Genomic DNA, 13,333 nt, shown 5'->3' with positions numbered 1-13,333 from the left:
CCTCACGCAGCCCCGAACGCCGCGAACGCCCAGCCCGTCGCCTGGTGGAGCGCGTCCCCGGGCAGTGCGGCTCGGGCGTCGCGCAGGGCCTCGGCCAGGGAGAGGCCCGCGCCGAGGCCCTTGTGCAGGGCGAACATCAGCGGCACCACCGCGGCGTCGTTGACCGGCGCGCTCGCCGCCACCACCCCGGCCGTGCCCAGCGGCAGCAACGCCGTGACCAGGCCGAGGAGTTCGTCGGCGCCGACCGACGCGAGCCGGGCGGTGTCGCAGCTGCCCAGGATGATCCGGTACGGGCTGCGCGCGAGCCGCTCGAAGTCGTGCACGATCAGCGGGCCGTCGGCCATCCGCAGCGCGGAGAACAGCGGACTGTCCGCGCGGAACGTGCCGTGGGCCGCGAGGTGGGCGAGGGCCGCGCCGTCGAGTTCCGCGAGCACGCGCGGTACCTGTGCGTCGTCGCCCTCCAGCACCGTCGCCGTACCGTAGCGGCCCGCCAGCTCCGTCACCTCGGCGCCGCCCGTCGCCAGCCCCGGGCCACGCACCAGCACCAGTCGGCCGCCGGGCGGCGGCTCCGTCTCCCGGGCACGCAGCCAGCTGCCGGCCGAAGGCGACACGCTCAGCACCCGCTCGCGCAGCGCGGGCAGCAGCGCCCACGGCACCCGGTGCAGCGCGCCCGGCGGCACGATCACCACCGGCCCGGACCCGAGGTGCGCGGCGGCGTCGCCCAGCAGCAGCTCCTGAAGCCGCTGCCCTGCCATCTCCACCAGCGGCAGCCGCGCCTCGGCCCCGGGGTGCGCGAGCCGCCGTAGCCCGGCCTGGACGTACTCGGCCTCGGCGACCGCCTCCGCCAGCGCCCCGCCCGCGAACCGCCGTACCTTCCCCTGCCCGCACAGCAGGACGTGCACCTGCCCGTCCACCACGGCCAGTTCGACCAGCCGCACGTCGCCGAGCCGCTCCAGCAGCCGGGCCGCGTCGAAGCGGTCCCCGTCGCCGGCAGCAGCGCCGCGTATGTGGTGGGTGCGGGAGCGGATCTCCCGTTCCAGGCGCCGCTGTTCGCGCTCCAGCGCCGGTACCGGGCGGCCCTCCATGCGGGCGGCCTCCGAGCGGGCGGCTATCTCCCGGTAGGCGGTCAGTCCGCTCAGCAGCGCCGGATCGGCGGGCGGCCGGGTCGGTGGCGCGGACAGCACGGTCGCCCGCCAGCGCTCGCTCCACTCCAGCAGCCGTCGCGGACCGCCGTGGGCCAGACTCATCTCCTGGGCCAGCGCGGCCAGTTCGGCGCCCTGTGCGGTCACGTGGGCGCGCAGTTCCGAGGCGCCGAGCGTCATCCGGTGGTCGTCGAGCACGGCCAGGCCGCGCCGGCAGGCCTCCAGCACCCCGCGCCGCGAACCGGCCGCCCGCGCCCGCAGCGCCTGCGCCGCCCAGCCCGTCAGCCGGGCCGGCGGCGGCCCGCCGTGCCGGCTGCGCGCGGCCACCGCCAGATGCCGTTCCGCGTCCGCGGTCCAGCCCAGCGCGAGCGCGATGCGGCCCGCGAGCAAAGAGGCCTCGGGGGCCGCCGGAGAGCCGAAGGAGGCCAGCCGCTCGGCGACCGCCGCCGCGTCGGCGACCAGCCGCCCCGAACTGCGCCCGGCCGCCACCCGCGCCTCGATCAGCACCAGTTGGGCGTGCGTCTCCCACCAGGGCCGCCGCTGCGCCGCGAACAGCCGTACGGCGACCGCGGCCCGTGCGATCGCGGTGTGCGGGTCCCCGGCCGACCGGGCGGCCCGTGCCGCGGCGAGCAGCAGCTCGGCCTTGCGCGTGGACTGCCCGCCGATCCGGTCCAGCAGCGTGATCGCCACGTCCGCCTCGGCCAGGGCCTCCGGCGCGAGCCCCGCCGCCATCAGCACCTCGCAGCGGCGGACGGACAGCATGAACGTCGGCGTGCCGAGCTTGGCGTACCGCTCCCCGGCCTCGTCCAGCAGCCGCAGCGCCGCCGGGATGTCCCCGGAGCGGAACGCGGCCAGCCCCCGGCTCTCCACCGCGTCCGCCTTGTCGTGCTCCTGGCCGGTGGTCTCCCACAGCCGCTCGGCCGCCGTGAAGTCGGCGACCGCCCGGTCCACCGCGCCAAGCGCCAGGTGCACGGTGGCCCGCAGGGTCAGCGCCCGCGCGGTCCAGATGCCGTCACGGGCCTGCCGCAGCACCGGCAGCGCCCGCCGTACGTCCTCCAGCGCCTCCCGGTGCCGGCCCAGCACCCACCACACATAGGCGCGCCGGTACAGCACGCGGGCCCGGGTGTGTCCGCTGCCCCGTGCGACACCCCGTTCGAACGACGCCAGCCCGTGTCGCGTGCGCCCCGCGTGCACCAGTGCGACCCCCAGCGTCGCGAGCACGTCCGCCTCACGGTCGGCCGAATCGGCACGCGCGGCCAGGTCCCGGGCCCGCCGCAGATGCCGCAGCGCGATCGTCAGGTCGCCGAAGTCCCGCTGCCAGATGCCGAGCACCTGGTGGGCGACGCTGCCGTGCAACGGCGACGCATCGGTCCGCAGCACCTGCTCGGCGCGGGCCCGCGCCTCACCGGGGTCGGCGAACACCATCGGCAGCAGTTCGAGGATCGACTCGCTTCCCGCTGTCACGCCACGCATGGTAGTGGCCTGCTGTATCAAGCTGTATCAATCGGTGTTCCGCCGACTCTCACTGTCGAACACCGTCTCCAGGGGGAGGACACACCATGGCTCCACAGCGATTCCACGAACAGTTCGACCACATCCAGCGCGCCCTCCCGGACGTCCCGCTCGCGATGGGCCCGGACGACGACGCCCACTTCCTCTACGAGAAGGGTGTCGTCCTCGCCCGTGACGGCGAGGAGGCCCGGCTCGTCGAGGACACCGTGCGCGACCACTTCACGGCCACCGAGGGACTCGTCCCCGACCATGTGCGCCGGGCCGGCCCGGCCACCAACCGCACCGGCGTCACCCGCATCCAGGTCGGCGACCCGACCCTGGGCGAGGACACCGTGCACCACGCGCTGGGCGCACTGCGGGGGGCCGAGGACCGCGGGGGCCGCAGGCTGGTCGGCCGCAACCACGTCGTGCACATCGCGGTGAACGCCTGTCCCGGCGACGAACCCGTCCCCGTCCCCCGCACCGGCGCGCCCAACCCGGCGCCGTGCGACGGCGCGTACGACCCGGGCAGCGCCGTCGGCGTGCTGGTCATCGACACCGGCCTCGTGCACGACCACGGGTCCTACCCGCTGCTCGCCCACACCACCGGCGACACCCAGGCCACCGAGACCGACACCTTCGGCGTGCTGCGGCAGTACGTCGGCCACGGCACGTTCATCGCCGGGATCGTCGCGGCGGTCGCGCCCAACACCGACATCACCGTACGGGGGACTCTCGCCGACGCGGGCGCCGTCCTGGAGTCCGAGTTCGGCGCCAAGCTCCTCGAGGCCGTCGACCGGGGCGGCTGGCCCGACATCATCAGCCTGTCCGCGGGCACCACGAGCAGCAGCACCGACGGACTCATCGGCCTCGAAGCCTTCATGAGCGAACTGCGCGAGCAGCGCACCCTGTTGGTGGCCGCCGCCGGCAACAACGCGAGCGACACGCCGTTCTGGCCCGCGGCGTACGCCTCCCTGCCCGAGTACGCGGACAGCGTGCTCTCGGTGGGCGCCCTGCGGTCGGACGGCGACGGCGGCGCCTGCTTCAGCAACCACGGCCCCTGGGTGCGGGTCTACGCCCCCGGCGAGCGCCTCACCAGCGCCCTCACCGGCTTCGCCACGCCGGTGCCGTACGTCTACCAGCACTCCACCTACGACGCCTGCCGGTACGGCTGCGACTACGCCTGCACCTGCCAGTTCCCGCGCCACGTCGGCGTGTTGAGCGAGGCGCGGGAGAGCACCGCGGCCAAGCCGGACCAGGTGATGTTCGACGGGCTCGCGCAGTGGAGCGGCACCTCGTTCGCCACGCCGGTCGCCGCCGGGCTCATCGCGGCGCACATGACGGCGCATCAGGAGCGCGACCCGCGCGCGGCGCGCGCACAGGTGCTCGCCGCCGTCACCGAGCGCGCGGACGTGCGCGGGGCGCACGTACCGGTGCTCCGCCCCTCCACCTGGCGCCCCGTGCCCGTAGCGATCCCCGCTCAGCCCGCATGAGGTGCGGAACGACCCTCTCCACGGCGTACGATGACGTGCCGTACACGAGGGGTGGAACCGTGGACCGAACAGAGGTCGGCGCGCTGGTCCAGTCCGCCGTCGACGGCGACGCCGCGGCCTGGAAGGCGCTGGTGGAGGGCATGAGCCCGCTGGTGTGGTCGGTGGTGCGCGCACACCGGCTCTCCGACGCCGACGGACACGAGGTCTACCAGACCGTGTGGTTCCGCTTCGCCCAGCACCTCGGCCGCATCCGCGAACCCGACAAGGCCGGCTCCTGGCTGGCCAGTACGGCACGCCACGAGTGCCTGAAGGTGCTGAAGGGGCTCGCGCGGCTGACGCTGACCGACGACCCGCAGATCCTGGACCGGGCCAGCGAGGACCGCACGCCGGAGCAGTCGCTGATCGACTCGGAGGAGGCGGCGGCCCAGGCCGAACGGGTCCGCTGTCTGTGGCAGGAGCTGGACGCGCTCGGGGACCGCTGCCGGCAGTTGCTGCGTGTGCTGATGTCCTCGCCGCCGCCCAGTTATACGGAGATCTCGGCCGCGCTCGGCATCGCGGTCGGCAGTATCGGCCCCCTGCGCCAGCGTTGTCTGCGCCGGCTGCGGGCCCGGATGACCGCACGGGGGGCGGAGTGAACGGCTACGACGAGAACGCGGAGAACGCGGAGAACGCCGAGAACGCCGAGAACGCCGAGAACGCCGAGAACGCCGAGAGGGACGAGAGGGACGAGAGCGCCGTGATGCAGGACGAGTTGCAGGACGCGCTGCTGGAGGAGGAGCTGCGCCAGGCCGCCGCCGTCCTGGACCCCGTCCCCGCCGAGCTGCGCCAACTGGCCCTGGACGCCTTCGCGTTGCACGACCTCGAAGCCCGGGTCGCCGAGCTGGCCTTCGACTCGCTAGTGGACGCGCTGCCGGTCAGGGGAGTCACCGCACCGCCACGGATGCTGACCTTCCGCGCGGGCGAGCTGACCGTCGACATCGAGGTCACCGAGGAGGGCCTGATCGGCCAGGTGCTGCCGCCGGGTTCGGCGAGCATCGAGGTGCTCGGCGGCCCGCGGACCGCCCGGCCGGTCCCGGTCGACACCCTGGGCCGGTTCTCCAGCGACACCCCGCCCGCCGGCCCGTTCGCGCTCAGGCTGCGCACGGGCGGAGAGGTGGTCGTCACGGAGTGGCTGCGCGCCTGAGGGAGCCGGTCACCAGGTGACGGGCAGGGTCTGCGGCCCCCGGATCATCGTCTTGTGCCGCCACTGCACCTCCTCGGGCTGCACCGCCGGCCGCAGCCCGGGCAGCCGGTCCAGCAGCGTGTCGACCAGCAGCTCGGTCTGCAGCCGGGCGAGGACGGCCCCGGTGCAGTAGTGCGGGCCATGACCGAAGGCCAGATGAGAGTTGGCGTCGCGGTCGAGGTGAAGGGCGTCCGGGTCGGGGAAGGCGTCCGGATCCCGGTTGGCGGCCAGGTAGGAGACGTACACCGGGTCGCCCGCGGCGATCCGGTGGCCGGCCAGCTCCACGTCCTCCAGCGCGATGCGGGCCAGCCCGACCGTGCTGCGATGAGGGATGTAGCGCAGCAGCTCGTCCAGGACGGGACCGCGCTCCTTTGGGCGGGCGCGCATCCGTTCCATCAGCTCCGGCCGGGTCAGCAGCAGGAACAGCATCTGCCCGCAGTTGTGGGTGACGGCCTCGCCGCCGATCTGCAGCGGACCGGCGAGGCCGACGGCCTCCTCCTCGGCGATCTCACCGCGTGCGACGGCGACTCCGAGCAGCGAGTACACGTCCTGTCCGGGGCTCGAGGCCCGGGCCCGGACGGTCCGGGTGATCCACGCGTACATGCCCTGCTTGGCCCGGCCGGCGGCCTCGTCGCCGGTGGTGGAGATGATCTCCCGGGTCCAGGCGTGCACCTGCTCCCGGTCGGCGGGCGGCACCCCCATCACCTCGCTCACGACCGTGAGCGGGAACGGCTCCAGCACGCGCTCGACCAGATCCGCGGGCGGTCCGTCCCGCACGATCCCGTCCACCAGCTCGTCCAGGATCTCCTGTGCGCGGGGCCGCAGCCGCTTCATCGCGCCGACGGTGAAGGCGGCGGCGACCGGCTTGCGCAGCCGGTTGTGCTCGGGCTGGTCGGCCCAGGCCAGCGAGCCCGGGCGGGGAGCGAAGTTCGGGGCGAGCCGGGTCACTTGACGCCGCAGGACCTCGGCCCGGCTGAACCGCGGATCGTTGGTGACCAGCTTGACGTCCTCGTACCGGGTGGCCAGCCAGGCCCAGCCCTCGCCGAACGGCAGCCGGATCCGGGTCAGCGGGCCCTCGCGCATCAGCTCGGTGAGGGTCGGGTCGAACTCCGTGCCGTCCAGGTCCAGCGGCAGCCAGTCCCGTACCGGTGGCAGCGCAGGGCCGGCGAGAGTACCGCCGGTCTCCTCGGTTGTGCCTGTCATGCCCTTCACCCTCGTACGCACCCCGCCCGCTGTCCTGCGGGAATGCTCCAGTCGGAGGGCGCTACGGCTATAGCGCCTGTACGGCGTCCACGAGCGCGGCCAGCGCGGCGGCGAGCCGTTCCAGCCCCGGCCCGGCCGGACCGCCGGGCTCGGACATGTACGTGTCCCGGCGGATCTCCACCATCAGCGCGCTCACCCGCCGGTCCCGCCCGTAGTACTCCAGCGGCACGTACGTCCCGCTGAACGGGCTGTCCAGCCCCGTCTCCCCGCAACCGGAGAACGCCTCCCGCGCCGCTTCCCTCAGTTCGGGCGGCGTGTGGAAGCCATCGGTGCCGAGGCACACGGGCGGACGCGGTCCGCTGCCGTGCAGTTCGTAGGGCAGCGCCTCGCTCGGATACGAGTGCACATCGATCACGACGGCCCGCCCGGTGGCGGCGAGCCGCCCCGCCACCGCTTCGGTCATGGCCTGCGCGTACGGCCGGAAATACCGCGCGACCAACGGCTCGGGGTCGGTGTCCGCGGCTCGCAGCTCCTCCCGGTGCGTGGTCCGCGTGTACACGGCCCCCATCCCCACGGCAAGCATCTCCTCACGCTCGTCCGGGAACCGCTCCGGATCCACCACCAGCCGAGACAGCCGGTTGACGAACCGCCAGGGCGTGACCCCGGCCGGCCCGGCGGCCCGCTCCGCGATCCGCTCGGTGTGCGCATCGGTGATGTGGTCCAACTCCCGCTCCAGCGCCGTGTCGTCCAGCACGATCCCCTTGCGCACATCGCCGGGTATCGCCCGCGCGGAGTGCGGCACATGCAACAGCACGGGCGACTCGGCGGCACCGGGCAGAAGCTCGAACGAGGGGACGATCTGGGTCACGGGCTGCTCCGGGGGGCGTTGTCAGTGGCGTGGTGCAGGATCAAGGTGCCACATCAGTACGGAGCGAGGCGGGGCGGGAGCACGCCGATCAGCAATCCCCGGGTGGCCGGGCACCCCTTTCTGGAAGTGCTGTACGAGGACGCGTACTTCCCCGACCGCGTCCTGGACAAGGGCCGGGCGATCCTGCTGGCCCTGTGCGAGCGCATCGAGGCCGACCTGCCCGCCGACCTGCCCGCGCTCTACCGGCTGACCCAGGCCGCCACCGAGGAGTTCAACGCCCTGGAAGCCGAGTTCGAGGCGGCCGGGAGCGAGATCGAGACCGTCGCCCGCGAGGAGATGGGCGGCGACTTCCGGTTCGTCGCGCGGGCCTACGGCTTCGAGGACGCGGACACGGAGGAGCTGATCGCGACCCGGGAGTGGTGAGGCGGGTTCGGCCCTGCGCGCCTTCGCCCTGCCGTCCGTCCCGGTGCGGTCGTGACACGCCTCCGCCCCGGCCGGGCAGTGCCGACCGGGGCGGGGACGTTCAGGGGCGCTCAGGCTCCGGGTGTCAGCTCAGGGACGCCAGGGCCTCGTTCCAGGTGGCCGACGGGCGCATGACCGCGTCCGCCTTCGCCTTCTCCGGCTGGTAGTAGCCGCCGATGTCGGCCGCGGAGCCCTGGACGGCGATCAGCTCTTCGACGATCTTCTGCTCGTTGGCGGCGAGCGTCTCGGCGAGCGGCGCGAAGGCCTTCGCCAGGTCGGCGTCGGCGGTCTGCGCGGCCAGCTCCTGGGCCCAGTACAGGGACAGGTAGAAGTGGCTGCCGCGGTTGTCGATGCCGCCGACGCGACGGGTCGGGGACTTGTCCTCGTTGAGGAAGGTCGCCGTGGCCCGGTCGAGGGTGTCGGCGAGGACCTTGGCGCGCGCGTTGCCGGTGGCCTCGGCGTACTGCTCGAAGGACGGCACCAGGGCGAAGAACTCACCCAGCGAGTCCCAGCGCAGGTAGTTCTCCTTGACCAGCTGCTGCACGTGCTTCGGCGCGGAGCCGCCGGCGCCCGTCTCGAACAGGCCGCCGCCCGCCATCAGCGGGACGACCGACAGCATCTTGGCGCTGGTGCCCAGCTCCAGGATCGGGAAGAGGTCGGTCAGGTAGTCACGCAGCACGTTGCCGGTCACCGAGATCGTGTTCTCGCCGCGGCGGATGCGCTCGATGGACAGCTTCGTGGCCTCGACCGGGGAGAGGATCTTGATGTCCAGGCCCTCGGTGTCGTGCTCGGGCAGGTACGCCTTGACCTTCTCGATGATCACGGCGTCGTGGCCGCGGTTCTCGTCCAGCCAGAACACGGCCGGGTCGCCGGTGGCGCGGGCGCGGGTGACGGCCAGCTTGACCCAGTCGCGGATCGGGGCGTCCTTGGTCTGGCAGGCGCGGAAGATGTCGCCGGCGGAGACGGTCTGCTCCAGGACGACGTTCCCGGCCTGGTCGACCAGGCGGACGGTGCCGGTGACCGGGATCTCGAAGGTCTTGTCGTGGGAGCCGTACTCCTCGGCCTTCTGCGCCATGAGGCCGACGTTCGGGACGGAGCCCATGGTCGACGGGTCGTAGGCGCCGTGGGCCCGGCAGTCCTCGATCACGGCCTGGTAGACGCCGGAGTAGGAGGAGTCCGGCAGCACCGCGAGGGTGTCGGCCTCCTGGCCGTCCGGGCCCCACATGTGGCCGGAGGTACGGATCATGGCCGGCATGGAGGCGTCGACGATCACGTCGGACGGGACGTGCAGGTTGGTGATGCCCTTGTCGGAGTCGACCATGGCCAGCTCCGGGCCCTCGGCCAGCTCGGCCTCGAAGGAGGCCTTGATCTCGTCGCCGTTCGGGAGGGACTCCAGGCCCTTGAAGATGCCGCCCAGACCGTCGTTCGGCGTCAGACCCGCCGCGGCGAAGGTCTCGCCGTACTTCGCGAACGTCTTCGGGAAGAACGCGCGCACCACGTGACCGAAGATGATCGGGTCGGAGACCTTCATCATCGTGGCCTTCAGGTGCACCGAGAAGAGGACGCCCTCCTCCTTGGCGCGGGCGACCTGGGCGGTCAGGAACTCGCGCAGCGCGGCGACCCGCATGACCGAGGCGTCGACGACCTCGCCCGCCAGGACCGGTACGGACTCGCGCAGGACGGTGGTGGAGCCGTCGTCGCCCTTCAGCTCGATGCGCAGCGAGCCGTCCTCGGAGATGACCGCGGACTTCTCGGTGGAGCGGAAGTCGTCGGTGCCCATCGTCGCCACATTGGTCTTGGACTCGGGGGTCCAGGCGCCCATGCGGTGCGGGTGGGTCTTGGCGTAGTTCTTCACCGAGGCGGGGGCGCGGCGGTCGGAGTTGCCCTCACGCAGCACCGGGTTGACGGCGGAGCCCTTGATCTTGTCGTAGCGGGCGCGGATCTCGCGCTCCTCGTCGGACTTCGGGTCGTCCGGGTAGTCCGGCAGCGCGTAGCCCTTGCCCTGGAGCTCGGCGACGGCGGCCTTCAGCTGCGGGATGGACGCCGAGATGTTCGGCAGCTTGACGATGTTGGCCTCGGGAGTCTTGGCCAGCTCGCCCAGCTCGTGCAGGGCGTCCGGGATGCGCTGGTCCTCGTTCAGGTACTCCGGGAAGACGGCGATGATGCGCCCGGCCAGCGAGATGTCGCGGGTCTCCACCGACACACCGGCCTGGGTGGCGTACGCCTGGACCACCGGCAGGAAGGAATGCGTCGCGAGGGCCGGGGCCTCGTCTGTGTAGGTGTAGTAGATGGTCGAGTCAGTCACCGGGTGCTCCGCTCCACGTCTGCAACATTGCTCGACATCAAGATATCTCGTGATCGACCCCGGCTCGACAGGGGTCCGCGACTCGGCAACGTCGGAGTCCGGGTGCAAGCGCCTCGCGCGGTGGATGCAACCGATTCCGTGGTCCAGGTGGTCATGACAAGACGATCGCCCATTCGGTGATCGCCACTCATCGACGGCCGGAACCGACCACCCGGCCGCCCGAGCGAAAGCGGACCATGAGATATCGCACCAGAGTGACGGCCCCGGCGGCCGTCCTGATCGGCACGGCGACCGCACTGACCACGGGCACCTCGGCCCACGCCCGGCCCGCCACGGGGGCCGCGCGGGTCAAGGGGGACGACAGGGGGATCGCGGGGGACGAAACGGGGACCACAGGCCCGGAGACCCTCGGCGACCCGGTCTACCCGGCCCTCGGCAACGACGGCTACCGCGTGTCGTCGTACCACCTCGACCTCGCGTACGACCCGACGACCAGACTGGTCGACGCCACCGCAACCCTGAAGATACGCACCACCGAGGCCCTGACCCGCTTCTCCCTCGACGCGCTCGGCCTGGACATACGCTCCGTACGCGTCGGAGGCCGCGACGCCGCCTTCGAGCAGGCGGACGAGAAGCTGCGCGTCACGCCCGCCGGCACGCTCCCGGAGCAAGCCTGCGTCACCGTCCGCGTCGAGTACTCCGCCGACCCGCGCCGCACCCTCGCGCACACCGCCTGGGTCCCCACCCCCGACGGGTTCGCGATCTGCCCCCAGCCGAACTCAGCGCACACCGTTTTCCCGTGCAACGACCACCCCTCGGACAAGGCGGCCTTCAGCTTCCGCATCACGGTCCCGAACGGGCTGCGCGGCGTGGCGAACGGCCTGCTCATCGACACGGAGGAGGTGGACGACGACCGTACGGCGTACTCGTACCGCTCGCTCTCGCCGATCGCCACCGAACTCGTCCAGATCACGGTCGGCGACTACGTGGTCAAGGACCGGGAGGGCCCGCACGGCCTGGCCCTGCGCGACGTGGTCCCCACCGCCCGCGCCGCCGCCCTGGAACCGGCCCTCTCCCTCACTCCCGGCCTGGTGACCTGGCTGGAGGACCGCCTGGGCGCCTTCCCGTTCGAGACGTACGGCCTGCTGCCGTGCAACTCGGACGACCCGAAGGCCTTCGACTTCACGGGCCTGGAGACCCAGACCCTCACCCTGTACAAGCCGAACTTCCTGCTCCAGGAGGAGAAGCGGATCGGCTCGCACATGATGCACGAGCTGGTCCACTCCTACTTCGGCAACCTGGTCAGCCCCGCCACCTGGGCCGATCTGTGGCTGAACGAGGGTCACGCCGACTTCTACGGGCTGCTGTACCGCTACGAGCGCGGCTGGGCCGACTCCCTGGGCCTCACCTCGCTGGAGGCCCGCATGAAGGACACCTACGCCCGCGGCGACCAGTGGCGCCACGACTCGGGCCCGGTCGCCGCACCGGGCGCGGTCAATCTCTTCGACAGCCAGCGCTACCTGGGCGGCGTCCTCGTCCTGTACGCCTTCCGGCAGCTGGTCGGCGAGGACGTCTTCCACGACGTGGAGCGCACCTTCCTGGACCGCTTCCGGGGCGGCTCGGCGACGACAGGGGACTACATCGCCGTCGCCACGGAGGTCTCCGGCCAGGACCAGTCCGGCTTCCTGCACGACTGGCTGTACGGCACGAAGACCCCCCGCATGCCCGGCCACCCGGACTGGACGGTCACCCCGGTGGCCTCGTCCCTGACGGCCCCGCACAGCCTGCGCGGCGGGCACCGTCACGACAACTCGGCCACCCTGTAGGCGCTCGGCCACTGGCCGTCAGTCGAGCCGGGCGGAGGGCACCTCGCCCGGCTCGCTGTCGCCCTTGCGCTGCTGCGGAATCGCCACCGCCCCCTGTTCCAGCGCCACCGTCCGCGCCGGGACGGGGATGCGGATGCCCTCCGTGCGGTAGCGGCGGTGCAGGCGCTTGATGAACTCGTGTTTGATGCGGTACTGGTCGCTGAACTCGCCGACGCCGAGGATCACCGTGAAGCCGATCCGGGTGTCGCCGAAGGTGTGGAAGCGGATGGCGGGCTCGTGTTCCGGGACGGCGCCCTCGACCTCGCGCATGGTCTGCGCGACGACCTCCGCCGTGACCCGCTCCACGTGCTCGAGGTCGGCGTCGTAGCCCACCCCGACCTGCACCAGCACCGTCAACCGCTGCTCGGGATGCGTGTAGTTGGTCATGTTGGCCTTGGCGAGCTGGCCGTTGGGGATGACCACCAGGTTGTTGGACAGCTGGCGGACGGTCGTCTGGCGCCAGTTGATGTCCACGACGTAGCCCTCCTCGCCGCCGCTCAGCCGGATGTAGTCGCCCGGCTGGACGGTCTTGGAGGCGAGGATGTGGACGCCCGCGAAGAGGTTGGCGAGCGTGTCCTGAAGGGCGAGGGCGACCGCGAGACCGCCCACGCCCAAGGCCGTGAGCAGGGGTGCGATGGAGATGCCCAGGGTCTGGAGGACCACCAGGAAGCCGATCGCCAGGACCAGCGCCCGGGTGATGTTGACGAAGATCGTGGCCGAACCGGCGACGCCGGAGCGGGACTGGGTGACCGTCTGGACCAGGCCCGCGATCACCCGCGCCGCCGACACCGTCACCGCGAAGATCAGCCCCACCTGGATGGTCTGGTTCACGTGGTGCTGGACGGTCCGGGTCAGCGGCAGCACCACCGCCGCGGAGGAGGCACCGGCCGCGATCGCCGCCCAGGGGACGACGGTGCGCAGCGCGTCCACGATGACGTCGTCGCCGCTCCAGCGCGTGCGCTTGGCGTGCTTGGCGAGCCAGCGCAGCACGCCCCGGGACAGGAAGGCCAGCAGCAGACCGGCCGCGACTGCGATGCCGGCGAGGACGAGGTCGTCCAGGGTGGGCGTCCGGTTCACCGGTCACCTCCGGGGCGCAAAGCTGCTGCGGAGAGCCTGGAGTGAAGTCTCGTCACGTTGTCACCTGCTCGATGTGCCGGATGTGCGAACGCGCGGGTCACCGGCAGCACCGGTGCCCGCGCGATCGCTCATCCTGCCGTATCCGGAATGCCGGTTCGCACCAGGACCGGCGCTCGCAGCCGTGCGTTCAGAGCTGTGCGCCCGG

The 13,333-nt window shown here is 72.4% G+C and carries 10 protein-coding genes; 5 read left to right on the top strand and 5 right to left on the bottom strand.

What is annotated here, in order from left to right:
• Positions 1-2: 2 nt before the first annotated feature.
• Positions 3-2,615: a CHAT domain-containing protein gene (locus ACWD3E_RS26760; protein ID WP_451390105.1), complete on the bottom strand. Its 2,613-nt coding sequence runs from the start codon at positions 2,613-2,615 to the stop codon at positions 3-5.
• An 86-nt stretch (positions 2,616-2,701) separates the two neighbouring features.
• Here ACWD3E_RS26760 and ACWD3E_RS26755 point away from each other — a divergent pair, with 86 nt between their 5' ends.
• The 3 genes from ACWD3E_RS26755 to ACWD3E_RS26745 all read left to right on the top strand — a co-directional run bounded on the left by ACWD3E_RS26755 (position 2,702) and on the right by ACWD3E_RS26745 (position 5,309).
• Positions 2,702-4,126 (top strand): S8/S53 family peptidase, encoded by a 1,425-nt coding sequence (locus ACWD3E_RS26755; RefSeq protein ID WP_451390104.1) that lies wholly within the window; start codon positions 2,702-2,704, stop codon positions 4,124-4,126.
• Entirely contained in the window at positions 4,123-4,761 is a 639-nt protein-coding gene (locus ACWD3E_RS26750) for an RNA polymerase sigma factor (protein WP_451390103.1), read from the top strand. Before ACWD3E_RS26755 ends, ACWD3E_RS26750 begins: the two co-directional genes overlap by 4 nt.
• A gap of 104 nt (positions 4,762-4,865) precedes the next feature.
• Positions 4,866-5,309 carry a hypothetical protein gene (locus ACWD3E_RS26745; protein ID WP_451351103.1) on the top strand — a complete coding sequence of 148 codons (444 nt, stop codon included), beginning with the start codon at positions 4,866-4,868 and terminating at the stop codon, positions 5,307-5,309.
• A 9-nt stretch (positions 5,310-5,318) separates the two neighbouring features.
• Here ACWD3E_RS26745 and ACWD3E_RS26740 read toward each other — a convergent pair whose 3' ends face one another.
• Positions 5,319-6,551 (bottom strand): cytochrome P450, encoded by a 1,233-nt coding sequence (locus tag ACWD3E_RS26740; protein WP_451390102.1) that lies wholly within the window; start codon positions 6,549-6,551, stop codon positions 5,319-5,321.
• A gap of 67 nt (positions 6,552-6,618) precedes the next feature.
• Positions 6,619-7,419 (bottom strand): N-formylglutamate amidohydrolase, encoded by an 801-nt coding sequence (locus tag ACWD3E_RS26735; RefSeq protein WP_451390101.1) that lies wholly within the window; start codon positions 7,417-7,419, stop codon positions 6,619-6,621.
• 102 nt (positions 7,420-7,521) lie between these two features.
• Between ACWD3E_RS26735 and ACWD3E_RS26730 the strand changes: the two genes are divergently transcribed.
• Positions 7,522-7,842, top strand: a complete 321-nt coding sequence (locus ACWD3E_RS26730; RefSeq protein WP_451390100.1) for a DUF5713 family protein — start codon at positions 7,522-7,524, stop codon at positions 7,840-7,842.
• A gap of 124 nt (positions 7,843-7,966) precedes the next feature.
• Here ACWD3E_RS26730 and ACWD3E_RS26725 read toward each other — a convergent pair whose 3' ends face one another.
• Positions 7,967-10,186, bottom strand: a complete 2,220-nt coding sequence (locus ACWD3E_RS26725; protein WP_451390099.1) for an NADP-dependent isocitrate dehydrogenase — start codon at positions 10,184-10,186, stop codon at positions 7,967-7,969.
• 236 nt (positions 10,187-10,422) lie between these two features.
• Here ACWD3E_RS26725 and ACWD3E_RS26720 point away from each other — a divergent pair, with 236 nt between their 5' ends.
• Positions 10,423-12,012, top strand: coding sequence for a M1 family metallopeptidase (locus ACWD3E_RS26720; protein WP_451390098.1), 1,590 nt, complete (start codon positions 10,423-10,425; stop codon positions 12,010-12,012).
• Between the two features lie 18 nt (positions 12,013-12,030).
• Here the strand turns inward: ACWD3E_RS26720 and ACWD3E_RS26715 are convergent, their stop codons facing one another.
• Positions 12,031-13,128: a mechanosensitive ion channel family protein gene (locus ACWD3E_RS26715; protein WP_451390097.1), complete on the bottom strand. Its 1,098-nt coding sequence runs from the start codon at positions 13,126-13,128 to the stop codon at positions 12,031-12,033.
• Between the last annotated feature and the right edge of the window lie 205 nt (positions 13,129-13,333).

Source organism: Streptomyces sp. NPDC002676 (genome assembly GCF_053592455.1).
The sequence above is the reverse complement of the archived record's forward strand: the minus strand, read 5'-3'. Positions and strand labels throughout refer to the sequence as shown.

Bases quoted from the DNA above. Each gene is read 5' to 3' on its own strand.
- ACWD3E_RS26760 (WP_451390105.1), bottom strand. From the start codon at position 2,615: ATGCGTGGCGTGACAGCGGGAAGCGAGTCGATCCTCGAACTGCTGCCG.
- ACWD3E_RS26755 (WP_451390104.1), top strand. From the start codon at position 2,702: ATGGCTCCACAGCGATTCCACGAACAGTTCGACCACATCCAGCGCGCC.
- ACWD3E_RS26750 (WP_451390103.1), top strand. From the start codon at position 4,123: ATGAGGTGCGGAACGACCCTCTCCACGGCGTACGATGACGTGCCGTAC.
- ACWD3E_RS26745 (WP_451351103.1), top strand. From the start codon at position 4,866: ATGCAGGACGAGTTGCAGGACGCGCTGCTGGAGGAGGAGCTGCGCCAG.
- ACWD3E_RS26740 (WP_451390102.1), bottom strand. From the start codon at position 6,551: ATGACAGGCACAACCGAGGAGACCGGCGGTACTCTCGCCGGCCCTGCG.
- ACWD3E_RS26720 (WP_451390098.1), top strand. From the start codon at position 10,423: ATGAGATATCGCACCAGAGTGACGGCCCCGGCGGCCGTCCTGATCGGC.